This window comes from Fastidiosibacter lacustris (genome assembly GCF_003428155.1).
GTDB classification, from domain to species: Bacteria; Pseudomonadota; Gammaproteobacteria; order Francisellales; family Francisellaceae; genus Caedibacter; species Caedibacter lacustris.
Map to the genome: position 1 here is coordinate 56,255 of NZ_QLIR01000001.1, position 26,296 is coordinate 82,550.

Annotated in this window: 22 protein-coding genes and 1 tRNA gene; 20 read left to right on the top strand and 3 right to left on the bottom strand. The window is 35.9% G+C overall.

The annotated features are described in order from the left end of the window. The first annotated feature begins 13 nt into the window (after nucleotides 1-13). From can to trhO, 5 genes are all read left to right on the top strand, one after another. A complete protein-coding gene (can, locus tag DNJ77_RS00265) occupies nucleotides 14-721 on the top strand; it encodes a carbonate dehydratase (protein WP_116962994.1) in 708 nt (235 codons plus the stop codon). Beyond that, the gene (locus DNJ77_RS00270; RefSeq protein WP_116962995.1) at nucleotides 721-1,419 is read left to right on the top strand and encodes an SIMPL domain-containing protein; all 699 of its coding nucleotides are present in this window, start codon (nucleotides 721-723) and stop codon (nucleotides 1,417-1,419) included. The genes can and DNJ77_RS00270 overlap by 1 nt, the downstream gene beginning before the upstream one ends. A gap of 15 nt (nucleotides 1,420-1,434) precedes the next feature. Further along, entirely contained in the window at nucleotides 1,435-2,658 is a 1,224-nt protein-coding gene (coaBC, locus tag DNJ77_RS00275) for a bifunctional phosphopantothenoylcysteine decarboxylase/phosphopantothenate--cysteine ligase CoaBC (RefSeq protein ID WP_116962996.1), read from the top strand. Then, complete coding sequence (gene mutL / locus DNJ77_RS00280) at nucleotides 2,651-4,603, top strand: DNA mismatch repair endonuclease MutL (protein WP_116962997.1); 1,953 nt, start codon at nucleotides 2,651-2,653, stop codon at nucleotides 4,601-4,603. The genes coaBC and mutL overlap by 8 nt, the downstream gene beginning before the upstream one ends. 456 nt (nucleotides 4,604-5,059) lie before the next feature. Continuing rightward, entirely contained in the window at nucleotides 5,060-6,055 is a 996-nt protein-coding gene (gene trhO, locus DNJ77_RS00285) for an oxygen-dependent tRNA uridine(34) hydroxylase TrhO (protein WP_116962998.1), read from the top strand. A 150-nt stretch (nucleotides 6,056-6,205) separates the two neighbouring features. Here the strand turns inward: trhO and DNJ77_RS00290 are convergent. Beyond that, nucleotides 6,206-6,283 (bottom strand) — tRNA-Val (locus DNJ77_RS00290). Between the two features lie 125 nt (nucleotides 6,284-6,408). Between DNJ77_RS00290 and ettA the strand changes: the two genes are divergently transcribed. Continuing rightward, on the top strand, nucleotides 6,409-8,085 hold the full coding sequence (gene ettA, locus DNJ77_RS00295) for an energy-dependent translational throttle protein EttA (RefSeq protein ID WP_116962999.1): 1,677 nt from the start codon (nucleotides 6,409-6,411) through the stop codon (nucleotides 8,083-8,085). On the opposite strand, the gene DNJ77_RS00300 is transcribed toward ettA, so the two are convergent. Continuing rightward, nucleotides 8,075-9,316 carry a pyridoxal phosphate-dependent aminotransferase gene (locus DNJ77_RS00300; RefSeq protein ID WP_116963000.1) on the bottom strand — a complete coding sequence of 414 codons (1,242 nt, stop codon included), beginning with the start codon at nucleotides 9,314-9,316 and terminating at the stop codon, nucleotides 8,075-8,077. The genes ettA and DNJ77_RS00300 overlap by 11 nt on opposite strands. A 184-nt stretch (nucleotides 9,317-9,500) precedes the next feature. Next, nucleotides 9,501-10,259 (bottom strand): TSUP family transporter, encoded by a 759-nt coding sequence (locus tag DNJ77_RS00305; protein WP_116963001.1) that lies wholly within the window; start codon nucleotides 10,257-10,259, stop codon nucleotides 9,501-9,503. A gap of 622 nt (nucleotides 10,260-10,881) precedes the next feature. On the opposite strand from DNJ77_RS00305, the gene DNJ77_RS00310 reads away from it, so the two are divergent. The 14 genes from DNJ77_RS00310 (at nucleotide 10,882) to DNJ77_RS00375 (ending at nucleotide 26,235) form a co-directional block, all read left to right on the top strand. After that, a complete protein-coding gene (locus tag DNJ77_RS00310) occupies nucleotides 10,882-12,204 on the top strand; it encodes an RNA-binding domain-containing protein (protein ID WP_116963002.1) in 1,323 nt (440 codons plus the stop codon). Nucleotides 12,205-12,295: 91 nt separating this feature from the next. Continuing rightward, a complete protein-coding gene (locus DNJ77_RS00315; protein ID WP_116963003.1) occupies nucleotides 12,296-13,546 on the top strand; it encodes a nucleotide sugar dehydrogenase in 1,251 nt (416 codons plus the stop codon). A 16-nt stretch (nucleotides 13,547-13,562) separates the two neighbouring features. Beyond that, entirely contained in the window at nucleotides 13,563-14,567 is a 1,005-nt protein-coding gene (locus DNJ77_RS00320) for a Gfo/Idh/MocA family oxidoreductase (protein WP_116963004.1), read from the top strand. Further along, a complete protein-coding gene (locus tag DNJ77_RS00325) occupies nucleotides 14,564-15,145 on the top strand; it encodes an acyltransferase (protein ID WP_116963005.1) in 582 nt (193 codons plus the stop codon). The genes DNJ77_RS00320 and DNJ77_RS00325 overlap by 4 nt, the downstream gene beginning before the upstream one ends. Further along, on the top strand, nucleotides 15,142-16,743 hold the full coding sequence (locus DNJ77_RS00330; RefSeq protein ID WP_116963006.1) for an acyltransferase family protein: 1,602 nt from the start codon (nucleotides 15,142-15,144) through the stop codon (nucleotides 16,741-16,743). Before DNJ77_RS00325 ends, DNJ77_RS00330 begins: the two co-directional genes overlap by 4 nt. Nucleotides 16,744-16,776: 33 nt before the next feature. Beyond that, nucleotides 16,777-17,118: an SGNH hydrolase domain-containing protein gene (locus tag DNJ77_RS00335; RefSeq protein ID WP_116963007.1), complete on the top strand. Its 342-nt coding sequence runs from the start codon at nucleotides 16,777-16,779 to the stop codon at nucleotides 17,116-17,118. An 18-nt stretch (nucleotides 17,119-17,136) separates the two neighbouring features. Beyond that, nucleotides 17,137-18,195 (top strand): DegT/DnrJ/EryC1/StrS family aminotransferase, encoded by a 1,059-nt coding sequence (locus DNJ77_RS00340; RefSeq protein WP_116963008.1) that lies wholly within the window; start codon nucleotides 17,137-17,139, stop codon nucleotides 18,193-18,195. 5 nt (nucleotides 18,196-18,200) lie between these two features. Next, nucleotides 18,201-19,448 carry an oligosaccharide flippase family protein gene (locus DNJ77_RS00345; RefSeq protein WP_116963009.1) on the top strand — a complete coding sequence of 416 codons (1,248 nt, stop codon included), beginning with the start codon at nucleotides 18,201-18,203 and terminating at the stop codon, nucleotides 19,446-19,448. Next, nucleotides 19,435-20,622: a hypothetical protein gene (locus DNJ77_RS00350; RefSeq protein ID WP_157966523.1), complete on the top strand. Its 1,188-nt coding sequence runs from the start codon at nucleotides 19,435-19,437 to the stop codon at nucleotides 20,620-20,622. Before DNJ77_RS00345 ends, DNJ77_RS00350 begins: the two co-directional genes overlap by 14 nt. Before the next feature lie 9 nt (nucleotides 20,623-20,631). Further along, nucleotides 20,632-21,273: an imidazole glycerol phosphate synthase subunit HisH gene (gene hisH, locus DNJ77_RS00355; RefSeq protein WP_116963011.1), complete on the top strand. Its 642-nt coding sequence runs from the start codon at nucleotides 20,632-20,634 to the stop codon at nucleotides 21,271-21,273. Continuing rightward, nucleotides 21,255-22,019 carry an AglZ/HisF2 family acetamidino modification protein gene (locus DNJ77_RS00360; protein WP_116963012.1) on the top strand — a complete coding sequence of 255 codons (765 nt, stop codon included), beginning with the start codon at nucleotides 21,255-21,257 and terminating at the stop codon, nucleotides 22,017-22,019. Before hisH ends, DNJ77_RS00360 begins: the two co-directional genes overlap by 19 nt. A 2-nt stretch (nucleotides 22,020-22,021) precedes the next feature. After that, entirely contained in the window at nucleotides 22,022-23,164 is a 1,143-nt protein-coding gene (locus tag DNJ77_RS00365; protein WP_204723344.1) for an N-acetyl sugar amidotransferase, read from the top strand. A gap of 23 nt (nucleotides 23,165-23,187) precedes the next feature. After that, nucleotides 23,188-24,288: a glycosyltransferase gene (locus DNJ77_RS00370; protein ID WP_204723345.1), complete on the top strand. Its 1,101-nt coding sequence runs from the start codon at nucleotides 23,188-23,190 to the stop codon at nucleotides 24,286-24,288. Nucleotides 24,289-24,411: 123 nt separating this feature from the next. Next, complete coding sequence (locus tag DNJ77_RS00375) at nucleotides 24,412-26,235, top strand: glucosamine 6-phosphate synthetase (protein WP_116963013.1); 1,824 nt, start codon at nucleotides 24,412-24,414, stop codon at nucleotides 26,233-26,235. The last annotated feature ends 61 nt before the right edge of the window (nucleotides 26,236-26,296 follow it).

Here is a 26,296-nt window from a genome sequence, read left to right on the forward strand (position 1 = left end):
CACAGGAGTAAAGATGAAGTATTTAACCAAATTGATTGCTCAAAATCGCCAATGGGTTAGTGATATTAACAAAAGCCATCCTGGCTTTTTTGAAAAGTTATCAAAACAGCAGAATCCAGAATATCTGTGGATTGGATGTTCAGACAGCCGCGTACCTGCCAATGAGATTTTAGGATTACTGCCAGGGGATGTGTTCGTGCATCGCAATGTCGCTAATGTAGTAGTGCATTCAGATTTGAATTTTTTGTCGGTTCTGCAATATGCTGTTGATGTGTTGAAAGTTAAACACGTTTTAGTTTGTGGTCATTATGGCTGTGGTGGGATAAAGGCCGCGACTTTAAATGAATCTCATGGGTTAATTGATAATTGGTTAAGACATGTGCAAGATGTGCAGTATAAGCATAAAGCATTGCTTGTTCCATTTGATCAAGGTGGTAGTTGTGAAAAACTATCAAAAGGCATCAATTGTAATCAGCAAAAACATGCGGTGATGTGTGAGTTAAATGTCGTTGAACAAGTTGTCAACGTTGCCAAAACTACAGTTATTCAAGATGCGTGGAAAAGAAATCAAGAGGTTATGATCCACGGTTGTGTTTATGCATTATCGAATGGTTTGTTGCAACAGATTTCTTTTGGAGTTGATACCAACGATGAAATAGAACGATTCTATGAACAGGCGCTGACTAATATTAGTCGTGATTTATATAAGGATAAAATGTGATGAGTATGAGAAAATCAAATTTTTTTGGTTATTTTGCAATCGGCATTGGAGTGGCGTTAAGTGGTGCGTTTATCGCTTATGGGATATTAAATTTTCATTCATTTAACCGTTATGTTGGTGTTAAGGGGTTGGCTGAACAAACAGTAAAAGCAAACAAAGCGATTTGGAATATCAGCTATAGTGTGAATGCCAATACTTTAAAAGAAGTTTATCAGAAGATTGAGCACGATCAATTGGTGATTAAAAATTTTATTACAGCAGCAGGATTAAGTATTGATAGCCTCCAATATGGAAGCATTTCATTAAATCAAAATACACATAATAAAGATCAGGTTAATACATCGAATTATAGTGCATATAGCAGTATGACCATTATTACTGATCAAGTGGATGTAATAGTGAAGTTTGTTCAAAAAACAAGTGATTTGGTTGCAAAGGGCGTTGTAATTAGTAACAGCAATGTCAGTTACAAGTACACATTACTCAATGAGATTAAGCCTACAATGTTAGAAGAAGCGACGGAGAATGCAAAAACAGCAGCGTTACAATTTGCTAAAAATGCACAAACACAGTTAGGTAGTATTCGTCAAGCAACACAAGGTGCCTTTACAATTGCAAATCAAGATGCTTCATATGGTGATGGTGATCCATATAAGCTTGTGCGCGTCGTTGTTAATGCTGAATATTTTTTAGATTAATGGAGAGTATTTTCAATGAACAAAATCCTATTATGTGTAACAGGAAGTATTGCTGCTTATAAAGCGCTTGAGTTAACCAGGTTGTTGGTCAAAGCTGGTTGTGATGTTAAGGTTGTGTTAAGTCGCTCTGCACTTGAGTTTGTAACACCTTTAAGTTTTGAGGCCTTATGCAAACAAAAAAGCTATCAGGATTTATTTGAATATAGTGAAACTCCGATTGAACATATTGAACTTGCGCGCTGGGCAGATAAAATCTTGATTGCGCCTGCTACAGCTAATACCTTGGCAAAGTTAGCATACGGTATAGCAGATGATTTATTAGGAAATATTATATTGGCAACAAAGAAGCCGATATATGTTGCACCTGCAATGAACAAACAGATGTGGCACAATAGCATTGTAAAGGAAAATGTTGCAAGGCTTGTAGCACGTCAATTTACCTTATTAGCACCTGATACAGGTGAACAGGCATGTGGAGAGATAGGTGAGGGTCGATTAATGGAACCTGAACTTATTGCGAAAATGGTATTGCAAAATATATCAAAAATTGATAAAACCGTTGTGATTACAGCAGGTCCCACAGTCGAAGCGCTAGATCCTGTTCGTTATCTCTCAAATTACAGCTCAGGTAAAATGGGTTACGCTTTAGCGGATGCCTTTTATAATCTGGGTTGGCGCGTAGTTTTGATATCAGGTCCCACGGAGCTTAGTGCGTCGTATGGTATTCATACAATTTATGTTAAAAGTGCAAAAGAAATGTATGATGCAGTGCATGAATATGTGGACAAAGCAGAGCTATTTATTGGAGCGGCAGCAGTGGCCGATTATAGACCTCAAAGTTATGCAACTCATAAGATTAAGAAAATGAATGATGTTGATGATGAGCTAATACTCAAATTGAGTAAAAACGAAGATATCGTCAAAAGCGTTGCTAATTTGCAAAAGAATAGACCATTATGTGTTGTTGGCTTTGCCGCAGAAACAGACAATGCTAAAGTTTATGCTTTACAGAAGATAAGTGCTAAAAACCTTGATTATTTAGTGTTGAATCAAGTGGATAATAAAACGGGCTTTCCATTTTATAGTGATCAAAATCAAGTACAAATATACGATAGAAAAGGACGTTTAGTGCTTGAATTGACTTTAATGTCAAAGTTAGATGTGGCATATCAGATTGCACATATGCTGTGTAATCGCTTGGCAAAAAAGGAAGAACAGGTAGAGCTAAATTATGGCTAGAAGAATCAAACTGCTCTCCATGGAGCTATCTAATCAAATTGCAGCAGGAGAGGTCATCGAGCGTCCCTCTTCGATTGTGAAAGAACTGTTTGAAAATGCAATTGATGCAGGTGCAACTCAAATTATGCTTGAGTTAGAGCATGGTGGAAAAGAGAAAATATTGCTCCGTGATAATGGCTTTGGAATAGAGAAAGACGACTTAATATTAGCACTAACACCTCATGCTACAAGTAAGATCTATTCTTTAGAAGAGCTCGAAGCTATTCAAAGCATGGGCTTTAGAGGTGAGGCGTTAGCGAGTATTGGTTCAATTGCCAAAGTTAAAATTACTTCAAAAGTAGCTAATGCACCACATGCTTGGAGTATCAATAATCAGTTGGGTAATGAGCTTATTCCAGCTTCGCATCCAATAGGCACATCAATAGAGGTTGCTCAAGTTTTTTATAACACACCAGCACGGCGTAAGTTTTTAAAAGCAGAGCGTACTGAATATGCACATATTGATGATCTGATAAAGAAATTTATGTTATGTCATTTTGATATTGCGCTTACAATTTTGCATAATGGCAAGGAAGTGAAAAGCTTTCCAGTTGCTGATACACCACAAAAGCAACAAGCTCGAATTGCACAAATTTGTGGGGAAGAATTTATTGAAAATGCGATTATAGTCCAAGAGGCATCTATGGATTTGACACTGCAAGGTTGGATTGCCAAACCGCAGTTTTCGAAATCACGTGCGGATTTACAATATTTTTATGTTAATGGACGCATTATCAAAGATAAGTTAATTGCACATGCTATTAAACAAGCATATAAAGATGTGCTGCATCATTTACGTTATCCTGCTTTTATTTTATTCTTTAACATCAATCCTGCCACAGTAGATGTCAATGTGCATCCAACTAAACATGAACTGAGATTTAGAGAGTCGCGTTTGGTGCATGATTTTCTATTTGCTAAGATTCATCATGCCCTTTCCCATACAAGACCAACATTATATGAAGAAGAAATAGAAGAAGAGCAAAGTCTGACGTATCAAGCACCAAGTTTAAAGCCAATGGAGAAAAATGAACTTGATAACAAAAGGCTTTATTGGCAAGATGATTCAAATCGACCTAATTATTCAAACAGCCAGCTTGCTCAAAGCCATAATCAAGATTTGAGGTTGTATGAAAGATTGATAGGTAAAGCTGCAAATCAATTTTCATCAACAGAAGAGCTTGCCTCAAACACAACCATAAAAAAAGATAAATGGCAATCTGCAACCCAGTTGAGTATGCCATTAGATGAGTTAGATATCGACCATGAGATAGCTACAAAAGAAATACAAACAGTTCCACAGTTGCAACTAGAAGATAAAAAGTACCCATTAGGATTTGCTGTAGCACAAGTGCATGGCATTTTTATCTTATCCCAAACCGAAGATGGCTTAATTGTTGTTGACATGCACGCCGCACATGAGCGTGTATTATATGAAAAAGTAAAAGCATTATGGGCAAATAACAAGGTGGTTTCTCAGCAACTGCTGTTACCTATTACTTTTGAGTTAAGTACAATATTATTAGATGTTCTTCTTCAACATGAAAAAATGTTAAGTAAACTGGGGTTTGTGTATGCTCCTTTGGGTGAGAAAACGTTGGTGGTGCGTGAAATCCCTGTTTATTTAAAAAGTAGCCATATAGAGGACTTATTGCTTAACATTGCCAAAAGTCTGGAGTTGAGTACCCAATCTAAAGAGATAGATGACTACATTAATCAAATTTTAGCTACGATGTCGTGTCATAAAGCCGTGCGTGCAAATGATAATTTGACTTTGCAAGAAATGAATCATTTATTACGTGAGATGGAGCAAACTGCACGTGCGGATCAATGTAATCACGGTCGTCCTACGTGGGTTAAAGTAAGCGTTGCAGATTTAGATAAGCTTTTTATGCGTGGACAGTGATTTAGTTTTATTGAACGTAATCAAAATCTGAAAAATACGAGTGATATTTTGAAAAATAAGTGTGTGGGTAGAAAGTTTGAAATAGAATTTATGTAAAGACCAATTACATTATCGTGCACTAACTTGCTTTTTGAAAAAAGCGGCGTGATTATTTTAAGATTAAAGTACTCCTCAATATCAAAATCATTAAAAGTAAAAATAAAGAAAGAATTGGCAAGATTTTTGGGTAGTAAAAGCACTCAAAAAACTTGCTTTAAATCAAGATTCTTGAACAAATCTAGTTAAGGTGTTTGGTGATCGGATTAAATGGTGTATAATGCGTACACTTTTGCTGGTGTGATGCAAAATATTCACGCGCTATGTCCCTTTGCGAATGATTTTGTAGGTTTTATGCCAAAAAAATTTGTGATGGATACAGTTGCTTAGTTTTGAATAATTTGGAAATGAAGAATAGCTATGCCAAACTACGTTGTGTCTGCGATGTATAAATTTGTCGCATTAGATGATTTTGAAGAACTTAGAGAACCTTTGTTAAAGGTGATGGAAAACAACCTTGTACGTGGCACACTATTGCTTGCTAAAGAAGGTATTAATGGGACGATTGCTGGCACTAAAGAAGGTATTGAAGCCGTACTTACGTATTTGAAATCCGATCAGCGCTTAGCCGATATCTCATCTAAAGAGTCGTATGATGATCATATCCCATTTAACCATGCCAAAGTTAAACTTAAAAAAGAAATCGTGACTTTAGGTGTAGAGGGGCTTAATCCACGTAAAGTATGTGGTACTTATGTTAAACCAAAAGATTGGAATGCTCTTATTTCAGATCCTGATGTGTTAGTTATTGATACTCGTAATGACTATGAGATTGGAATTGGTACATTTAAAAATGCAATTAATCCACATACAGAAACATTTCGTCAATTTCCTGAGTACGTTGAAAAAAATTTGGATAAAAATAAACACAAAAAAGTTGCAATGTTTTGCACAGGTGGTATTCGCTGTGAAAAATCAACTGCCTTTTTGAAAGAAAAAGGTTTTGAAGAGGTATACCATCTTGAGGGTGGAATCTTAAAATATTTAGAAGAAGTACCAAAAGAAGAAAGTATGTGGGAAGGCGAGTGTTTTGTTTTTGACTCACGTGTTGCCGTTAATCATGCTCTAGAAAAAGGTCAATATGATCAGTGTTATGCTTGTCGTAAGCCAATTACTGAAGAAGATAAGTTAAAACCTGAGTATGAGAAAGGCATCTCATGCCATCAATGTTATGCTCAGCATACTTCTAAGCAACGTAAGCGTTTTTTAGAGCGTGAAAAGCAAACTCAACTCGCCTATAAACGTGGTGAGACGCATCTTGGTGAAGACGCTAAGCAAGCGGCTATGTTTCGAAAGGAACAAAAACAGAAAAAACGTGACCATAATCGTCAAGTTAACTTGCAAGAAACACAATAAGTGAGGCAGGGTACTACGAGGAAAAGGCATAGATATATGTCGCATACGGTTTTGTGAAAGCTAGAGTGAAATTTTCTCTGCTTTACTCGACTATCCAGTATTTTTAAAAGAATTTTTGGACTTTTTAAAACGTTGTGAAATGCGCTGAATTGGTGGTCGCTACTGGACTCGAACCAGTGACCCCTACCATGTCAAGGTAGTACTCTAACCAAGCTGAGCTAAGCGACCAATCACGGCTGATTATAAATTTTTTAGCAAAAAGCACAAGGGGATTTAAGGTTTTTTTGTTAAAATCATCACGCAAATTAAATTCCATTTAAATTAAGATAAACAAACGCAGGACTAAAATCACCATGTCTGAACAATATATTTACTCCATGCACCGAGTGGGCAAAGTTGTCCCACCTAATCGCTACATTTTAAAAGATATTTCACTATCGTTTTTTGATGGTGCAAAAATTGGCGTTTTAGGATTAAATGGCTCGGGGAAATCAACCTTGCTTAGAATCATGGCTGGCTTGGATACTGAAATTGTTGGCGAAGCCGCTCCTCGAAAAGGTGTCAAAATTGGCTATCTACCACAGGAACCTAGGCTTGATCCTAAAAAAAATGTCAAAGGCAATGTTGAAGAAGCACTTGCTGACCTAAAAGCAATGCTGACACGTTTTGATGAAATCAGTATGAAGTTTTGCGAACCAATGTCTGATGATGAGATGAATAAGCTTTTAGTTGAACAAGGAGAATTACAAAATAAAATTGATGCCACAGGTGCTTGGGAAATTGAGCGAAAACTTGAAATTGCTGCGGATGCTTTGCGTTTGCCTGAATGGGATGCGGATATCACTAAACTCTCTGGTGGTGAAGTGCGTCGCGTTGCACTTTGCAAACTTCTACTATCTTCACCTGACATATTACTGTTGGATGAGCCAACTAACCATTTAGATGCCGAAAGTGTGGCATGGCTTGAGCGGTTTTTGCAAGAGTATAAAGGAACCGTGGTTGCGATTACGCATGATCGTTACTTTTTAGATAACGTTGCTGAGTGGATTTTAGAGCTTGATCGTGGAGAAGGTATTCCATTTAAAGGTAATTATTCAAGCTGGCTTGAACAAAAAGAAGCTCGCTTAGCTCAAGAAGATAAAAAACAAACCGCTCATAGAAAAGCATTGCAACAAGAACTTGAATGGGTACGCCAAAATGCAAAAGGTCGTCAAGCTAAATCAAAGGCACGTTTAGCACGTTTTGAAGAATTAAGCTCACAAGAGTTCCAGGAGCTTAATGCCACACAAGACTTATACATTCCACCTGGGCCACGTTTGGGCAACAAAGTCATCCATATCAATGAAATTAGCAAAGGTTTTGGGGATCGCTTATTAATAGATAAGCTTAATTTTGAAGTTCCTGCGGGTTCAATTGTCGGGATTATTGGACCAAATGGTGCTGGGAAGTCTACTTTCTTTAAGATGATCGCAGATCTTGAAACCCCTGATCAAGGTAACGTAAGTTTTGGTGAAACCGTTGAGCTTGCTTATGTGAATCAATCGCGCGATGTGCTAGATGACAATAAGACTGTATGGGAAGAAATCTCTGATGGTTTAGATATCATCACCGTTGGCAAATATACCATTCCATCACGCCAATATGTTGGTCGCTTTAACTTCAAAGGTTCCGATCAACAAAAATTTATTAAAGAGTTATCTGGTGGTGAGCGAAATCGCGTCCATTTAGCAAAACTCTTACGCAAAGGTGGGAACGTTATCCTATTGGATGAACCAACAAATGACCTTGACGTTGAAACTTTGCGTGCATTAGAAGAAGCAATTCTTGCCTTTCCTGGATGTGTGATGATTATATCACACGATAGATGGTTCTTAGACCGTGTAGCCACTCATATCCTTGCTTTTGAAGGGGAGAGCCAGGTTGTTTGGTTTGAAGGCAACTATGGAGCCTATGTTGAAGATAAGAAAAAACGCTTAGGTGATGATTCAGTCGATCCACATCGTATCAAATACAAGAAACTCATAAGTTAATGTCTATTAACATTTGCTGTATTTTATCTAATCCAAGCTTAATTTCATCAAATCTTGGTCCAAAGCTTAGCCTTACATACTTTTTCAAACGCGTATTGATCATCTTACGCCTTTGCCCTGGATTGACATCAAAGAACTCACCCGGTACACAAATGACTTTGTATTGTAATAACGCTTTAAAGAATTTCATCCCATCTGCAAGTGTTTCTGGTAAGTTCTCAAGTGAGGCAAAGCAATAAAAACCGCCTTCTGGAATTCCAGGTAGCACAAAGCCCATTTCTTTTAAGCGCTGGATCATGTATTTACGTTTTTTATCAAATTCCTTTTGAATCGATTCTGCCTCTTGATCAGCATGATTTGGTTGTAAAAGAGGAATAATTGCTTTTTGAATAGAGTGTACCGCACCACCATCCAAAAATGAGCCAGCCGATGAAATTGCATCGATCACTTCTTTTGGCCCAAGGGTCCATGAAATTCTTAGACCAGGGTAGCGCCAATTTTTAGTTAAGCCATCTACAATCAGAACATTATCTTTATCAACGTCTTTTACATAGGATGCAGCACTTAGCGTTTTTTGTGACTGTTCATATAAATAATGCGAATAGAATTCATCAAAAATCATCGCACAACCGATTTTCTTAGCTGCATCGATCAATTGCTTGAGCTCATTACCTATAATGATCTGCCCTGTAGGATTACAAGGGTTTGATAAAAGCATTGCACCTAAGCCCATATTGACCATTAACCTTTCCATTTCGGCAATATCTGGCTTAAAACCATTGGCTATTCTATAGGAGATGGGAATAGAAACAAATCCACCAAACACATTTAATAATTCTTCATAAGCCGTATAATCAGGTAAAAAATGTCCAAGGTTAATGTTATTCATTGTTGCTGCAATTCGACATAAAGCAGGACGCCCACCAGAGGAAATGGCAACGTTCTCATAAGTGTATTGTGATTTTTTATCAAAACGATAACGATGATTATATAATTCTGCTACAGCTTTTCTTAACTCAACGTCGCCTGAAACAGGGCTATATTCTGAAGAATTTTGATCAAGTAAGATAGTTGTTAACCGTTTTGGGCTTGTTGGCATATTTCCGGTTTCAGGCGCCCCTTGCCCTAAATTTGCCCATTCTGGATTACCATAATAAAACCCATGTGCTTGGGCTTTAGACATAACATAAATAACGCCTGTTTTAGGAACACGCTTAAAACTATTTTCCATGTTTAAATACTAAGTTGACGCTGCTTAATTAATATGAACTAGTATATACTTACTAACGCCTTTGAACCAATAACTTAATTTTCATGACCTGTGGAATTTATAAAAAAGCTTGCTATGCGTTGCAAGGCTGTTGTTTATTTTTACTTAAAACCGCCAACACAGTAAGTCAATAGATATTATTTTTTTAGTTAAAGAATACTAATTTAATCATTAAACCAAGCAATACAAATGTCACAATTTTCTTTAACCACTTGACATTGGCTTTTAATACGAACTGTGCTCCTAACAAATACCCCATTATTGCTGCGGGCAAAGCAATCATAACAATACACCAATCAATTGTGCCTATCGATAGAAAATAAATTAACGCCCCAATATTAGCAGATAAATTGACAATTTTGGCATTGGTGACTGACTCCTTGGCTGACATTGATAAAAGATACATAAAACTTAAAAATAAGAAAGTTCCAGTGCCTGGACCAAAAAAACCATCATAAGCGCCCACAGTAAAACATACCAAAACTAAACGCACATAAAATAAGGTTGTAGGTAGGTAGCTACTTTCAGCACGATAGTTTTTAAATGTTCCAATAATCAAAATTGTTGGGATAACAATTAAAAGAAGAATAGTCATCAATTGATAATTTACCAAGTGGCTGATAAGTTTAGCTCCAAGGAGTGAACCTAAAAACGCAAATAAAATGCCAAATATAATCGTTTTCCAATAGATTTTAACTGAATAAATAAGGCGTATAACAGCCGATAAAGTGCCCATTGACATTACCATTTTGTTTGTCCCTAATACTAAGTGAGGAGGTACGCCTATACTCAAGTAAGTTGGAATCGTAATCATCCCGCCGCCACCTGCAATACAATCTACAAAGCCAGCAAAAAAAATCATGATAAAAACAAATGCACCGGATAAAAACGAAATATGCTCCATTTCAGCTGCTTAAACAGTAAATATTAAAAGCTATAATGTACTTGTTATCGTTAGTCTAAGCTATTGTTTTTTAAGCTTGGACATAAAGAATTAATTAACGTTGAATGCTAATTTTCGTCGAATGGGTGTATATTTCCTCATCATAAGATTAAGTTATTAAAAGACGATAGCTAATAATCAGAGTTCGCTAACATGATGTGAAATGGCAATCTTTATTGTATGAGAAGTTGAAATTGATGATGAATCGAGGTTTGTGTAGGTAAAATTTATCAAGAAAGAGACTACCCAAGCGTTTCGGCTAATTGGTGAAACAAAAAAATTGATCAAGCGGCTTTGTGTTAGTGTTAATATAACGCCATGTTTACCTTTTTGAGGTCGAAGCTGGGAGGTAGAGATTGCATAGCATGAGGAAAAGCTTTAGTTTTTAATTTGGATAACAAAACTGGAAGCGCGCCTCATTCTATTATGCAAGACTATCCAGAACTTGTTATTGAGATTGATGATGGATCCAGCTTTGTACAGGGGGAAGTGGACAAAAAGTAATGATTATGAATTATGGTTTGTGCATGATTCATTCTAAATTTAAAATTAGGCATTCAAAATTAAAGGAAGCTGAGTTGATATGAAATTACAGGAATCGCAGACACTGGAATTTAAAGAGATATGGAAGGATGAATATCTCAAAACGATTTGTGCTTTTGCCAATACAGATGGCGGAATGCTTTATATTGGTGTCGATGATAATGCAACGATTGTGGGGATAAGTAAGGCTGCGGAGTTTACAGAGGTTTTGCCAAATAAAATAAACAGTAGGCTTGGACTTCTTGTCGATGTTGTAATTAAAGAAGCTGATGATAAACAGTATCTTGAAATTATGGTGCCCAAAATATACGCTCCAGTTTCATATGGTGGCAAATTTTATCAAAGAAGTGGCGCCAATACTATTGAGTTAAATGGCGGTAACCTTACTAATTTTTTACTTAAAAAGTATGGAAAAACCTGGGATGATGTGGCTGTAGAAGGTTTTGGACTTGATGAGATAGATTTAAGCGCAATAGAGAAATTTAAAAGTTTAGCTAAAGATCGGATTCCCCGTATTGATCAGGAAAAAGATGTTATACAGTTATTGTCCAAGTTGAATTTGCATGACGGTAAATTTTTCAAAAGAGCAGCTATCTTATTGTTTGCTAAAAATCCACAAAAATACTTTATACAATCGCATTCAAAAATAGGGCGTTTTTTGACTGAATCAGATATACAAACGAGTGATATTATTGAGGGTAACTTAATTGATCAGGTTGATAAAATTTTAGACGTGCTTAGAAGCAAATATTTAAAATCGTATATTTCTTATGAAGGGATTTATCGCCGAGAAAAGCTTCAATATCCATATTCCGCTTTACGAGAAGCCATTATTAATGCATTAGTGCATCGTGATTATATGATCAGTGTGAATCTGCAAATTAGGGTGTATGATAACAAATTCGTTATATTTAACGGAGCAACGTTACCAGAAAATATGAACGTTTCCACATTAGCAAAACCACACCCATCCATGCCGCATAATCCAGTAATCGCCAATGTGTTTTATAAAGCAGGGTTAATTGAGAGTTGGGGAAAAGGTACGCTGGATATTATTCAAGCTTTTCATGACCATAAGTTACCTAAGCCTGACTTTGAATATGATGGCTTATCAATAAAGGTGACCTTTTATTCCAATGCAGCAAGTGGCGGAGCAAGTGGCGGAGCAAGTGGCGGAGCAAGTGGCGGAGCAAATAAGCTATATGAATTTATTAGGCAGAACCCAGGTTTGAACTCAAAGCAAATGAGTGAAATATTGCATGTTGCGCTTCGTACACTGGAAAGACATCTTAAAACCTTAAAAGAGGCACATAAAGTTGAATTTAGAGGGGCATCAAAGACAGGTGGGTATTATGTTAAATAGAAGGTTGAATTAAAAATTAAAAATTATGGTTTGCTTATGATTAATTCACAATTTAAAATTCAACGTGCGTAATTCCTATAAGGCTCGTAAGATGATAAAAAGAAAAATTTCAGTTATTGGTTTGGGGTATGTTGGTTTACCCGTAGCGGTTGCCTTTGGTCAAAAGCAACAAGTGGTCGCATTTGATATTAATCGAAATAGAATAAAAGCGTTAAAAGCAGGACATGATTACACCTTAGAGGTAGCAGATGGTGAGTTACAATCAGCGAACTTACTGTTGACAGATGATATTGGAGAGCTTAAAAAAGCAGATTTTCATATTCTGGCAGTCCCAACGCCAATTGATGATGCGAACAAACCTGATTTAAGCCCACTTTTAAGCGCATCAAAAACGGTGGGAAAGGCACTTAAAAAAGGCGATATTGTCGTTTACGAATCTACAGTTTATCCAGGGGCGACAGAGGAGGACTGTGTCCCTATTTTGGAAAAAGAATCAGGGTTAAAATGTGGCATTGATTTCTTTGTAGGCTACTCACCTGAGCGGATTAATCCAGGTGATAAAGAGCATACGTTTACCAAAATTCTTAAGGTGGTTTCAGGGCAAACTCCCGAGATTTGCGATATTGTTGCCGAAGTTTATGCTTCTGTTGTTAAAGCTGGTGTATATAAGGCAAGCTCCATTAAAGTGGCAGAAGCGAGTAAAGTAATTGAAAACTCACAACGGGATTTAGGGATCGCTTTTGTCAATGAGTTATCAAAAATTTTCCATTTAATGGGAATAGATACGCAAGAGGTTTTAGATGCCGCAGCTACTAAGTGGAATTTTGTGCGACTTAATCCAGGTCTTGTTGGCGGGCATTGTATTGGGGTAGATCCATATTATTTGACATATAAAGCGGAGAGATTAGGCTATCATCCTGAAGTTTTATTGGCAGGGCGCAGAATTAATGATGGTATGGCGAAATATGTGGCTGAACAGGTTGTCAAGACTATGATTCACGAGGGAAAGCTAATCAAAAATGCCAAGGTTGCGCTATTGGGTGTGACGTTTAAAGAAAATTGCCCAGATATTAGAAATTCTAAGATTTTTGATGTGATTCAGGAGTTGAGAGAATATAATCTCAACGTTGACGTTCATGATCCAGTGGCTGATGTCAATGAGGTTGAGCATGAGTGTGGCATAAAACTTATTGATTGGACTGAACTGGAAGGAAAACGTTATGATGTTATCGTGGTTGCAGTAGGGCATGATGACTATCGTAATGAAAGACTGCCTGAACATGATATACTAATTGACGTCAAATCAATTTATGATAAGAAAAAATCTAAATTTAGACTGTGAATTTAAGGAATATTTGATGAAACGTTTTGCATTGATTGGAGCTGCTGGTTATATTGCACCAAGGCATATGAAGGCAATCAAAGATACTGATAATGAACTTGTGGTTGCAATGGACACTTTTGATTCAGTTGGAATCTTGGATAGTTATTTCCCTCAAGCTGATTTTTTTAAAGAGTTTGAACGCTTTGAACGTAATGTTCAATTGCGCAAAGGGGGCAATAAACGAGTGGACTTCGTCTCAATATGTTCCCCGAATTACTTACATGACAGTCATATTCGCTTCGCGTTAAATAATGGGGCGCATGCTATCTCGGAAAAACCTTTGGTTTTAAATCCATGGGTTCTAGAAAATCTCGAGAGTTTGGAAAAAGAAACTGGTAAAAATGTATATAATATTTTGCAGCTACGCCTTCACCCATCTATTATTGCTTTAAGAGAGAAAGTGCTTCATGGTCCGAAAGACAAGGTATATAATATCGATTTAACCTACCTAACAAGCCGTGGAACATGGTATTACAGTACATGGAAAGCGGACCAAAACAAGTCAGGTGGAATTGCAACTAATATTGGTGTGCATTTTTTCGATATGTTAGCCTGGATTTTTGGAGATGTTAAAAGGAATGACTCTCATCTTGATGAAATTGATAAAGCGGCCGGGTATTTAGAGTTTGAACGTGCAAGAGTGCGTTGGTTTTTAAGTATCAATCCGGAAATGCTGCCTCAGCAAGCCTTAAGCAAAGGGGTTAGAACTTTTCGCTCTATTAAGATTGATGGTGAGGAGTTTGAATTCAGTGATGGTTTTACGGATCTTCATACTGTGGTCTACAGAGATATATTGGATGGTAACGGTTATCGAGTGTCTCATGCAAAAACTGCGATTGAAATCGTGTTTTCTCTAAGGCATAAGACGCCAAAAGGTATTACTAAAGACAGTCATCCATTTTGTCAAAAAGCGATTCAAACACCGTTTTTGGGATTTTCTAAAGACATGATTGGGAAATATTTGGAGAAGTTGGTGTGAGTGATTTTTTCGTTCACGAAAGCAGTTATATTGATGAAGGTGTTAGTATTGGGGAAAATACCAAAATTTGGCATTTTTGCCATATCATGCGTAATACCAATATTGGTAACGATTGCTCATTTGGGCAAAATTGTGTTGTTGGTCCCAATGTGAAAATTGGTAACAATGTTAAAGTACAGAACAATATTTCTATCTACGATGGTGTAGAATGCGAAGACGATGTTTTTCTTGGACCTTCAATGGTATTTACAAATGTCATTAATCCAAGAAGCCATGTCAATCGTAAGCATGAATTTAAAAAAACCTTGATAAAGAAGGGTTCGACAGTAGGTGCTAATGCCACAATTGTTTGTGGTGTAACGATTGGTGAATATGCTTTGATTGGAGCGGGCTCGGTAGTAACAAAAGATGTTAAACCGTTTGCATTGATGGTGGGAATTCCTGCTAGGCAAATTGGTTGGGTTGATATGCTTGGAGAGAGAATTAATTTTGGCAAGAGCAACCAGGCACTTGATGGACAAGGTAATGCTTATATTTTGCAAAATGAATTTGTTAGCTTGCTCAGAGGAATTCGGTGAATAAATCTAATTTAAACTTATACAGGGCAGATATAGATGGATTAAGAGCAATAGCAGTTCTATTGGTTATCTTTTATCATTTGCAATGGTCGTTTTTTTCAGCAGGTTTTTTAGGTGTAGATGTGTTTTTTGTAATTTCAGGTTATCTGATTACTTTGCATATTTCTCAGAGTCTGTTTTTAGAGAAGTTTTCTTTGAAGCAGTTCTATTTAAAACGAATGCGAAGGATCTTGCCAGCTCTGCTTTTTTTGCTTGTTGTAACGAGCTTTTTCGCATGGTTGTTTTTATTACCAGATGCTTTGTTGGGTTATACTAAGTCGTTGTTGGCGGCGTTATTGTCTTTTTCAAATATTTACTTTTATAACTCTTTCAATTTTGGGTACTTTGCCACCGACGCTTCTGTTATTTCATTGCTTCACACATGGTCGCTTGGTGTTGAAGAACAATTTTATATAATATGGCCTTTATTATTACTTGTTTGCTTTAGGGTTAAGAGCTCATATTTGATGTTATCAGTTATGGCTTCTATAATTCTTTTTCTGTCATTGTTTTTGTATATAACTATAGATTCGAATATGGCGTATTATATGCCCTTTACCAGAGCATTTGAGCTATTGTTTGGTGCGATACTTGCATTATTTTCAAAGCAGATAAAGCTAGTAAAAAGTATATTGATTGCAAATGTACTTTCACTTGTAGGAATAGTGATTATTTTGTTACCAGCAATCATGCTTTCTAAAAGTGACTTCCCTAGTTTTTGGGCTGTAGTTCCTTGCGTAGGTGTTGTATTGATAATCTTTACTGGTGGCTTGCAGAAGAGCTATACCCCTTATGTTAATAAAGTACTGGCGCTTAAACCTTTGGTCAATGTTGGTTTGATTTCCTATTCGCTGTATTTGTGGCATTGGCCGATTATTGCATATTTGAATTATCTTAGTATATCAATAACTCCATACACTGGAATTGCGGTCATTCTAGCATCAATTTTGATGGCAAGCTTAAGTTATTTCCTTGTAGAAAAACCATTGCGCTATAAAGTTATTTTCCCTTTTGGAAAAACTTTTTTCACCTTTATTTTGCTGCCTTTGTTTTTGTTCTCTATATTTGCGCTAGTTGTGCGGATTAATTCACAATTTGGGTATAACCAGTATTATAAGGATGTTCAACAATTATCATCAACATATTACGGTGTAATTAAAGAGGACGATGGATGTCATAATTCTGGCACTGACGTGTCACTCCCCTCAAAGAATAAGTGTCTAATAGGTGATCGTAGTAAGAAACAAATAAAAGTTCTAGTTGTTGGGGATTCACATGCAATGGCTGAAACTGGTATGCTAGATGTAATGCTTAAGAATGCAGGACTTAAAGCATATGTGGCAACTAAATCTAGCGGGCCATTTTTAATTGGTAAACTTAAAGATTGGAATCAATATTTTCCAATGAAGAGAAACAATTTATTATTACGAGATATACAAGAAAGTAAGTATAAGTATGTTATAATCGGTGGTTCTTGGAATGATGTTTATTTGGAAAATATTCAAATTCAAGATCAAAAAAACACTAAACCTTGGCAAGGGTTGATGTATGGTTTATAGAGTGCGCTTAAAGCAATTGTATCGAGTGGGGCTATGCCAGTTATTGTTTTAGATAATGCGACGACCCTGAGTTTAAAGAAAACTTGTGGCTTAACAAAAATTCCTACGGCTAAATGTGTCAATGATTATGATAAAGCAAATTTAATGAACGTGAGACAAAAGATCTTGGGATTAAAGAAACTTTACCCTACCTTGATATTTATTGATCCTAACAAAATTATTTGTGAAAATAAAAAATGTGTCACTTCCATTAATAAAGTTCCGTTGTATTATACTGATGGAGAAAATAGCCATTTAAGCTATGCAGGTTCAACCTTGATTGGTAAGTTATATTTGAACAAAGTTGGAAACCCTTTTGATCTAAAGATTAGCTAAATAAATTAAGAGAGTTATATGAAACCATTTTTTGATATTCAAGCACAGTATCAAATGTACAAAGAAGAAATTAACCAAGCAATTCAAGAAGTGTTGGATTCAGGTAATTTTATTATGGGGCTACAAGTTAAAATGCTTGAGAGTGAGTTAGAAAGCTATACGGGTGCTAAGCATTGTGTGACATGCGCCAATGGCACTGATGCGCTACAAATTGCAATGATGGCAATAGGCATAAAACCAGGTGATGAAGTGATCACAACGCCATTTACTTTTATTGCAACAGCAGAAACAATAGCGCTTTTGGGCGCTAAGCCTGTATTTGTGGATATTGAAGAAAGTAGCTTTTTAATTGATGCTGATTTAATTGCAGAAAAAATCACCCCCAGAACTAAAGCAATTATCCCTGTGTCATTATATGGGCAGGTTGCTGATATGGATGCAATTAACAAAATGGCTAAAGAGCATTCACATAAATTGGGGCATAAAATTTATGTCATTGAAGATGCTGCTCAAAGCTTTGGTGCAGAGTATAAAGGTAACAAATCTTGTAATGTATCAGACATCGCTACAACAAGTTTTTTTCCAACAAAACCATTAGGTTGTTATGGCGATGGTGGTGCAATATTTACATCGAATGATGAAATAGCGCAAAAGATGCGCGAAATTCGAGTTCATGGTCAAAGTAAACGTTATTATCATACGAGTGTGGGGGTGAACTCACGTTTAGATACCATTCAAGCAGCAGTCTTATTGGTGAAGCTAAGATATTTCGATCAAGAAATTGAAATACGCCGCAAGCGAGCACAAGAATACTTTAAGCAATATCAAGGTACAGAAATAGTAACACCAATTGAATTGCAGGGTAGAAAGCATGTTTATGGTCAGTATACGGTGCGAGTAAAAGATAGAGAGAGTTTTCAAGAGCGATTGAAATTGCAAGGTATTCCAACCACCATTCATTATCCGGTACCATTAAATAAGCAGCCAGCATTTGAGGATAAGTATGCCTTTTGTCCTGTGTCAGATAGACTATCTGATGAAGTGTTAAGTTTACCGATGTGTTTGTACAGTGAATAGAACTAATGTTTAAAAAAATCTCTATTGTTTTCTTTGGGTATGCGTTAGCTCAGGGAATTCTCTTTGCATCCTCTCCATTGTTATCAAGATTGTATGACCAGTCGGCTTTTGGCTTGTTAGGCTTTGTTATGGCTTTTGCTGGTGTAATGCTACCAATTTTAAGCTTACGTTATGAATACGCAATGCCTTTGGTAAAAACGGCTCACAGTAAACTATCTCTTTTAAAAATCTGCCAAAAGCTAGTTGCTGTAATAAGTGTTGTTGCAATCTTTGGATACCTATTGCTAAATTTACTTTTTAATTTCCATGAAATGTCTGTGATTCAATTACTCATCATGGGGGTGATTCTATTTACTCAAGGTAATGTTCAAGCAAGCAATCTATATTTAATTTCATATGGGCTTACTACAAAGATGACGGTTGGCAAAATCTATCAAAATATTGTGTTAGTCGTGGCTCAATTTTTGTTAGCGCTTTTGATCATGGGAATAGGGACAGGTTTAATCTTGGCTTTGCTAATAGGACAGTTAGTTAATCTTGTGTATTTACGTTATGTTTCAAAGGTTTTGACTACTTCTTGCCATGTGCCAAAAAAATCTCATGCGTTGCTTTTACTGTCTAAGTTTAAGCGATTACCATTATTGATGAGTTGGGGAGATTTGTTAAACTCGCTAACGTCAAATTTGCCAGTCTTCTTTTTCACCAGTTATTTTGGAGCAAAAACCGTTGGCTTATACTTTTTTGCTTATAGTGTTTTTAGTGCTCCTTTAAGCCTTTTAGGATTAGCCATATCTCAGGTGATGCTAAAAGATTTTGCAGATAGAGTGATTTATAAGAAAAAAATACTAAAGCGCTTCTTGATGACGAGTTTTCTTTTAGTGCTGTGTGCTCTTTTGTATTATCTTGTTGCTATTATTTTAGCTCAATATGCTTTATTAATATTTGGTGCTCATTGGCAGGGCTTGAAAGAAGTGATTGAGTTAATTTCGCTACCAATTGCATGTATGCTAGTTGCGTCACCACTTTCAACGCTACTAAACACCTTAAATAAAAATAGATACTTGACAATGTGGCAATCTCTATTTTTTATCGGTACTTTATTGGCATTATATTTGTGTAAGCATTTCGATTTTTTTGAGTTACTAGGTTCTGTTACATATCTCTGGACATTTATGTATATTCTATATTGGGTAGTTATATTTATTTTTGTTGTTCTATATGAAAAAAGGTTAAGTGGTCGTGTCTCAGTCTAGTGATTTATCCTTTTCATCAAACTGTTTAGTAGCTAAGGAAAGACTATCAAACTTTTATCTTTGGATGATTAGTGCAGGGTTCTTTCTCTATAACTACCTTATTGGAAATAACTATCTACCTGCAGGTCATGTTGGTCTTTATAGTTTTTCATCATTATTCTATTTGTGCTGCATGGGGTATCTATACCGGTATGATCTGGGGAAAATACGGTTTGATTTATTATTATTTTGGGTCACAATATTTATTTTTTCAGTCTTTTTACTGACGATTGTTTATTATCTGTTTGATCTTCCTTCCTCAAACTATAGTTTGAGTTTGTTTACTGCAAATCTAAAATTTATTATCCAATATACTTCGTTGCTGTTTGCAGCTTATTTTGTAAAAGTAGGAAGAATGAGAAAAGTTATTTTATATTCTTTTGTTTTACTCTCTTGCTTAATATTTTCTAACATAGATTACAATTACTTGATTTTTACGTATGGATACTCAGCTGATAGTAACTTAATTGCAAGTTACCAAGGTATGGCTAGTAGCTATTTGATGCTATTGATTTTGTTGTTAGTTGCAACTAGGCGAAAGGATGTAAAACTGCTATTTGCATTTGTGGGCATGGTAGCTCTTTTTTTTATTGGCGCTAGAACTCAGTTTGTTATGGGAGCAATGATTTTTACTTTAATGTTGTTTAAATATCATCCTAAATTTACTTTTATTCTCATGTTTATAGGAGGCATTTCATTATGTTTTTATCCTGAGATCTTGCTCATGCATGATAGTAGAATTTTTAATTTGTTCCATTTAGCTCATGACACATCGTTTAAAGCAAGAATCCAAATGTTTGATGCAGGTATCCAAGATATTATAAATCACCCTATTTTGGGAGTATATGGTGGGCAAGTTTATTATTTTGATGATTTGGGTAGCTATATCCATAATGCTCTTAGTGTTTGGAGGCAGTTTGGAGTTTTTGTTTTCTTAGTATATGTATATGTCATTATGAGATCCTTTAGTGCTTTGTTTATTTATGCAAGGAAAAGCTCCTCAGTAGAAATAGTATTATTTTATGCAATTGCAATAATTGTGGGTTTGACTTTCTCTCAAAATTATGAAAATGCAACAGTAGCTTTTATTGTGGGAGCCGCTTTAAGATGTTTAAGTATTAAAGAGAAAACGTAGGAGTATTTAGTGATTGCAATTATTGATTATGGTATGGGGAACCCCGCTTCTATATTGAATATGATTCGAAAGGTCGGTGGAGAGGCAATCTTATCATCCAGTGTTCAGGATATTAATGCTGCAACAGCAATCATACTCCCAGGGGTAGGCTCTTTTGATAATGGTGTAATAAGGCTAAGGCAATTAGGTATCTTAGAGACTTTAAAGAAGAAAATATTGCAAGATAAAATTCCATTTTTAGGTGTTTGTTTAGGTATGCAACTATTGTTTGAAACAAGCGAGGAAGGTGAGGAAATGGGGCTAGGGTATATTTCGGGAAGTGTCACAAGATTTAATTTTTTTGAACGGCGAGAGCAACAAAAAAAATTGCGTGTGCCGCATATGGGATGGAATGAAATATCAGCGAAAGATGACTTGCTATTTAGAGGGTTAACGGAAAACGCTAGATTCTACTTTGTGCATTCATATTATGTTAATTGTTTAGATGAAGCTAATGCTCTAGCCTGTTGTCATTATGGGCATCCATTTACCTGTGCTGTACGTAAGGATAATATTTATGGGGTTCAGTTTCATCCTGAAAAGAGTCACAAATTTGGTATGCAACTATTTAGGAATTTTTTGGAGATTGTGAAATGCTCAGAACACGCGTAATCCCTACATTATTGTTAAAAGAAGTGGGATTATATAAAGGCATACAGTTTAAAAACCACCAATATGTCGGAGATCCAATTAATGCGGTGAAAATTTTTAATGAGAAAGAAGTTGATGAGCTTGTTTTTTTAGATATCTCAGCAACTGATAATAAGCGTATTAATTATGAATTGATTGCTGATATTTCTGCTGAGACGTTTATGCCTTTTGCTTATGGTGGAGGAATTTCCCAAGTACAACAGATAGAGAAGCTTTTCCATCTGGGTGTTGAAAAGGTTATTATAAATACTGCTGCATTCTATTACCCAGAATTAATCACTCAGGCAAGCAAACTTGCTGGTAGTCAGAGTATTGTTGTGTCAATAGATGTTAAAAAGAGTCTTATGGGTAGGTATGAAGTATACGTTAACAATGGAAAAACTAGAACAAAGCAAGCCCCTATAGAATATGCTAAAAAAATTCAAGATCTAGGCGCTGGGGAAGTCATCGTGACTTCTATTAATCGTGAAGGTACTGGTAGTGGTTATGATCTTGAGCTACTTTCTCAAATATCTTCGGCAGTTGAAATTCCTATTGTTGCTTCAGGAGGTGCGAACTCTATTGATGATTTTGCTCAAGCTGTATCAAAGGCTCATGTGTCAGCCGTTTCAGCGGGTAGTATGTTCGTTTTCCATGGCAAGCATCGTGCTGTTTTGATAACATACCCCAGTTATGAAAAACTAGAACAAGCTTTGCAGGAGAACTAAAGTTGGCTGAAGCTTATCAAATGTGTATCCAATGTGTCATGGATACAAGTGACCCCCATATCATTTTTGATGAAAATGGTGTTTGTAATCATTGTCATGAGTTTGAAGAAATCACTTCAAAGCGTTGGTTTCCTAATGAAGTAGGTCAAAAGCTTTTGGAATCTATCATAGAGCAAATAAAAAAAGATGGTCAAGGTAAAGAGTATGATTGTATTATTGGGTTAAGTGGTGGAGTCGATAGTTCATATTTGGCTTTAAAGATTAAAGATTACGGTTTGAGACCTTTAGTTATTCATGTTGATGCTGGGTGGAATAGTGAATTAGCAGTGTGGAATATCGAGCAAATTGTGAAATATTGTGGCTATGAGTTACATACTAGAGTAATAGATTGGCAGGAAATAAAAGATTTACAGGTTGCTTATTTAAAGTCAGGAGTTGCAAATCAAGATGTTGTGCAAGATCACGCATTCTTTGCCTCTCTTTATCATTACACAACAAAGAATAAAATTAAGTATGTGATTAGTGGTGGTAATATTGCAACTGAGTCAGTTTTTCCCGAAAGTTGGCACCATTCAGCCATGGATGCAATAAATTTAAGAGCCATACACAAAAAATTTGGTCAATGCAAATTAAAAGATTATGAAACGATTTCATTTTTTCAGTATTACTTTTATTACCCATTTGTTAAAAAGATGAAAACGATTAGACCGCTGAATTATATGAACTATGATAAAGTGCATGCATTGCAAGAGCTTAAAGCGGTTGTTGGCTACAAAGAGTATGGTAGAAAACATGGAGAATCTAGATTTACCAAATTTTTTCAAAACCATTACTTACCAACTAAGTTTAATATAGATAAACGTAGAGCACATTTATCAAGCGAAATTCTTTCTGGGTTGATTACGCGTGACCAAGCACTTATTGAGTTAGAAAAACCGCTATATGATGCAATCGAATTAAAGGAGGATTTTGCTTATATTGCGAAAAAACTTGGCATATCTATTGAAAACCTGATGGAAGTAACGCAATCAACTGGTCATAGCTATCAGGAATATAAAAATTGGGATCATTTGCAAAAGTTGGCTAAGCATATTCAACGAGTGGTTGAAAAAATCACCAATAAAAATGTTAAGATTTACAGTTAATTTTTTGTTATGGAGTATACCTTGTGATTAAAGTTGCACATTTAACGTCTGTCCACTCTCGATATGATGTCAGAGTTTTTTTAAAAGAGTGTGTATCTCTTGCAAAAAAATATAACGTTTCTTTGGTAGTTGCAGACAGCAAAGGTGATGAAGTAAAAAATGCTGTCAACATTTATGATGTGGGTAAACTTCACGGGCGTGTTAATCGTATTTTTAAAACAACGAAAAAAGTATTGAAAAAAGCCTTGGAGTTGGATGCTGATATCTATCACTTGCATGACCCTGAGTTATTGCTTATTGCAAAAAAACTGAAAAAAGCGGGTAAAAAGGTGATTTTTGATGCGCATGAAGATCTTCCTGCACAGCTATTGTCAAAGCCATATCTAACGGTTTGGAAAGCGCGGTTGCTTTCATATATGGCAGCTAAGTATGAGAAAATGGTATGTTCAAAGACTGATGGAGTAGTAGCTGCAACTCCATTTATTAGAGATAAGTTCCTAAAAATAAATAAAAAAACAGTAGATATTAATAATTATCCTATTTTGGATGAAGTTGGACAGTTGATTAATTGGAATTTAAAAGATGGTAGTTTTTGTTATGTTGGAGGGGTATCTAAAGTAAGAGGGATAGTAGAAATTATTCAAGCGGTAAATTTATCACGGTTATCTAAAGCTTATATTGTAGGTGGTTTTGAAAGCCCAAAATTTGAACAGGAAGTTAGGAAGGGATTGTCGAAGAAAATCGAACTTATTGGGTGGCTTTGCAGAGAAGGAGTCAGGGAAGTTTATGAAAAAAGTATCGCAGGTTTTGTTACTTTGCATCCAATAATTAATTACGTAGATGCATTACCAGTCAAAATGTTTGAATATATGTCAGCTGGAATTCCGGTTATTGCCTCTAATTTTGCTTTATGGAGAGAGATTATTGAGGGTAATAATTGTGGGATTTGTGTTGACCCGATGAAACCAGAAGAAATTGTCCAAGCAATCAATTTCTTAATTGCAAATTTAGATAAAGCAGAAGAAATGGGTAATAATGGCAGAATAGCTATCGAAGAAAAATATAATTGGGGAAATGAGTCAGAAAAATTGTTAAAGTTTTATAAGAGTATTGAGTTAGGATAAAAATTGTAGTGGCTTAGTTATACGTCTACAGTTTGTGAACGTAGCATTAGTATCAAAATTTTAGTAAAAATGAAAAACTGAAAGATAAAGAGTTGTTTCTGAAAAGTTAGTTTTGGAGTATCTATGTGCGGAATTTTTGGTGTTATTTCAACATCAGTTGTAAATAAGAGTGATTTTGAGAAATTAGCTAAGCATGCTGAACAACGCGGTATGGACTCTAGTGGGATAATTTGTTATGAGTATGGTCATTATAAGATTAAGCGAGCTGACTATGCTGTTGAAAAGTTGATTCGTAAAGTGAAGCTCAATGGTGCATCCTTGGCTATGGGTCATAGCCGACTCATTACAAATGGTCTATCTGACAACCAGCCAGTTGTGCGTGGAAATATTATGGCAATCCACAATGGGATTATTGTTAACGATGAAGAGGTTTGGCATGAGCTTTCAATTGCTAGAAGCCTCAAGATAGATTCAGAGGTTCTCGTAGCAATTGCTGAAGAACATCTTTTAAATGGAGGTGCAGTCGAAGCTATTCCGGGAAAAATATTGAGTCTTTGTAAAGGAGTTATTGCATGTGCACTTGTGTTGGTAGAACATGGTAAGCTTATTTTATTTTCCAATAATGGCAGTTTATACATTGGGGAAAAAGGCAAAGATATTTATTTTTCTTCAGAAAGCTTTCCCTTGAGAGAGACTGGCTGTAATAATATCAAACAGGTAAAATCTGCTGTTTGTATTGATATCCCAAAATCTCATGAGTCTCCCAAAATTCTCGATGAGAATATTCGCCAACATAATGTAATTCCCACACTTATTACAAATGTTGAAGAGGAAGCACTTTTACAGTATGAGACTCCTGAATTAAAAAGATGTAGTAAGTGTATTTTGCCTGAAACGATGCCATTTATTCATTTTGACTCAGAGGGTGTATGTAATTATTGTCATGATTATAAAATACGGAATAAACCACGTCCAAAAGAAGAACTGTTTAAGATTGTAGAGCCTTATCGCCGTGCGCATGGAAATGATTGTATTGTTCCTTTTTCAGGAGGAAGAGATAGTTGTTATGGTCTTCACTTAATTGTAAATGAGCTTAAAATGAAACCAGTTACTTACACCTATGACTGGGGGATGGTGACTGATCTAGGAAGGCGAAACATCAGTAGAATGTGTGCAGAACTTGGTGTTGAAAATATTATTGTTGCTGCTGATATTGATAAGAAACGTAAGAATATTGCTATGAATTTAAAGGCATGGTTAAAGTCTCCTCATCTTGGGATGATTAGTATATTAACAGCGGGAGATAAACATTTTTTTAAATATGTTGAGTCAGTTAAACAGCAGACTGGGATCAATTTAAATTTATGGGGGGTGAATCCTTTAGAGGTTACACACTTTAAATCGGGTTTTCTTGGCGTTAAGCCTGATTTTGAGGAAAAGCGAGTTTATTCGCATGGTATGATAAAACAGTTGCGTTATCAGTCTTTACGTTTACGAGCCATGCTCAAAAGTCCAGGGTATTTTAATAGCTCACTATGGGATACACTTTTGGGGGAGTATTACAGAAGTTTCACCGAGAAAAAAGATTATTTTCATATATTTGATTATTGGCGTTGGGATGAAAAAATCATTGATGAAACCTTAATGTCCTGTTACGACTGGGAAAAAGCAGTAGATACAAATACAACCTGGCGTATTGGCGATGGAACAGCGGCTTTTTATAATTATGTTTACTATACGGTTGCGGGATTTACAGAGCATGACACTTTTAGAAGTAATCAAATCCGCGAAGGTGAAATTTCACGAGAGCGTGCATTGCAGTTAGTTAAAGATGAGAATAGACCTCGTTATTCAAATATTCGTTGGTATCTTGATGTTTTAGGTATGGACTTTAAAGAAGTTATAAAAGTGGTGAATTCAATACAAAAATTATATAAGGTAAAATAAAGTGAACGTTTGGTACATCTCTAAATACGCAACTATTCCTAAGTATGGCAGGTTAGCGCGA

Excerpts from the sequence above, each read along its gene's own strand:
- can (WP_116962994.1), top strand. The coding sequence starts at position 14 with ATGAAGTATTTAACCAAATTGATTGCTCAAAATCGCCAATGGGTTAGT.
- DNJ77_RS00270 (WP_116962995.1), top strand. The coding sequence starts at position 721 with ATGAGTATGAGAAAATCAAATTTTTTTGGTTATTTTGCAATCGGCATT.
- coaBC (WP_116962996.1), top strand. The coding sequence starts at position 1,435 with ATGAACAAAATCCTATTATGTGTAACAGGAAGTATTGCTGCTTATAAA.
- mutL (WP_116962997.1), top strand. The coding sequence starts at position 2,651 with ATGGCTAGAAGAATCAAACTGCTCTCCATGGAGCTATCTAATCAAATT.
- trhO (WP_116962998.1), top strand. The coding sequence starts at position 5,060 with ATGCCAAACTACGTTGTGTCTGCGATGTATAAATTTGTCGCATTAGAT.
- ettA (WP_116962999.1), top strand. The coding sequence starts at position 6,409 with ATGTCTGAACAATATATTTACTCCATGCACCGAGTGGGCAAAGTTGTC.
- DNJ77_RS00300 (WP_116963000.1), bottom strand. The coding sequence starts at position 9,316 with ATGGAAAATAGTTTTAAGCGTGTTCCTAAAACAGGCGTTATTTATGTT.
- DNJ77_RS00305 (WP_116963001.1), bottom strand. The coding sequence starts at position 10,259 with ATGGAGCATATTTCGTTTTTATCCGGTGCATTTGTTTTTATCATGATT.
- DNJ77_RS00310 (WP_116963002.1), top strand. The coding sequence starts at position 10,882 with ATGAAATTACAGGAATCGCAGACACTGGAATTTAAAGAGATATGGAAG.
- DNJ77_RS00315 (WP_116963003.1), top strand. The coding sequence starts at position 12,296 with ATGATAAAAAGAAAAATTTCAGTTATTGGTTTGGGGTATGTTGGTTTA.
- DNJ77_RS00320 (WP_116963004.1), top strand. The coding sequence starts at position 13,563 with ATGAAACGTTTTGCATTGATTGGAGCTGCTGGTTATATTGCACCAAGG.
- DNJ77_RS00335 (WP_116963007.1), top strand. The coding sequence starts at position 16,777 with ATGCCAGTTATTGTTTTAGATAATGCGACGACCCTGAGTTTAAAGAAA.
- DNJ77_RS00340 (WP_116963008.1), top strand. The coding sequence starts at position 17,137 with ATGAAACCATTTTTTGATATTCAAGCACAGTATCAAATGTACAAAGAA.
- DNJ77_RS00345 (WP_116963009.1), top strand. The coding sequence starts at position 18,201 with ATGTTTAAAAAAATCTCTATTGTTTTCTTTGGGTATGCGTTAGCTCAG.
- DNJ77_RS00360 (WP_116963012.1), top strand. The coding sequence starts at position 21,255 with ATGCTCAGAACACGCGTAATCCCTACATTATTGTTAAAAGAAGTGGGA.
- DNJ77_RS00375 (WP_116963013.1), top strand. The coding sequence starts at position 24,412 with ATGTGCGGAATTTTTGGTGTTATTTCAACATCAGTTGTAAATAAGAGT.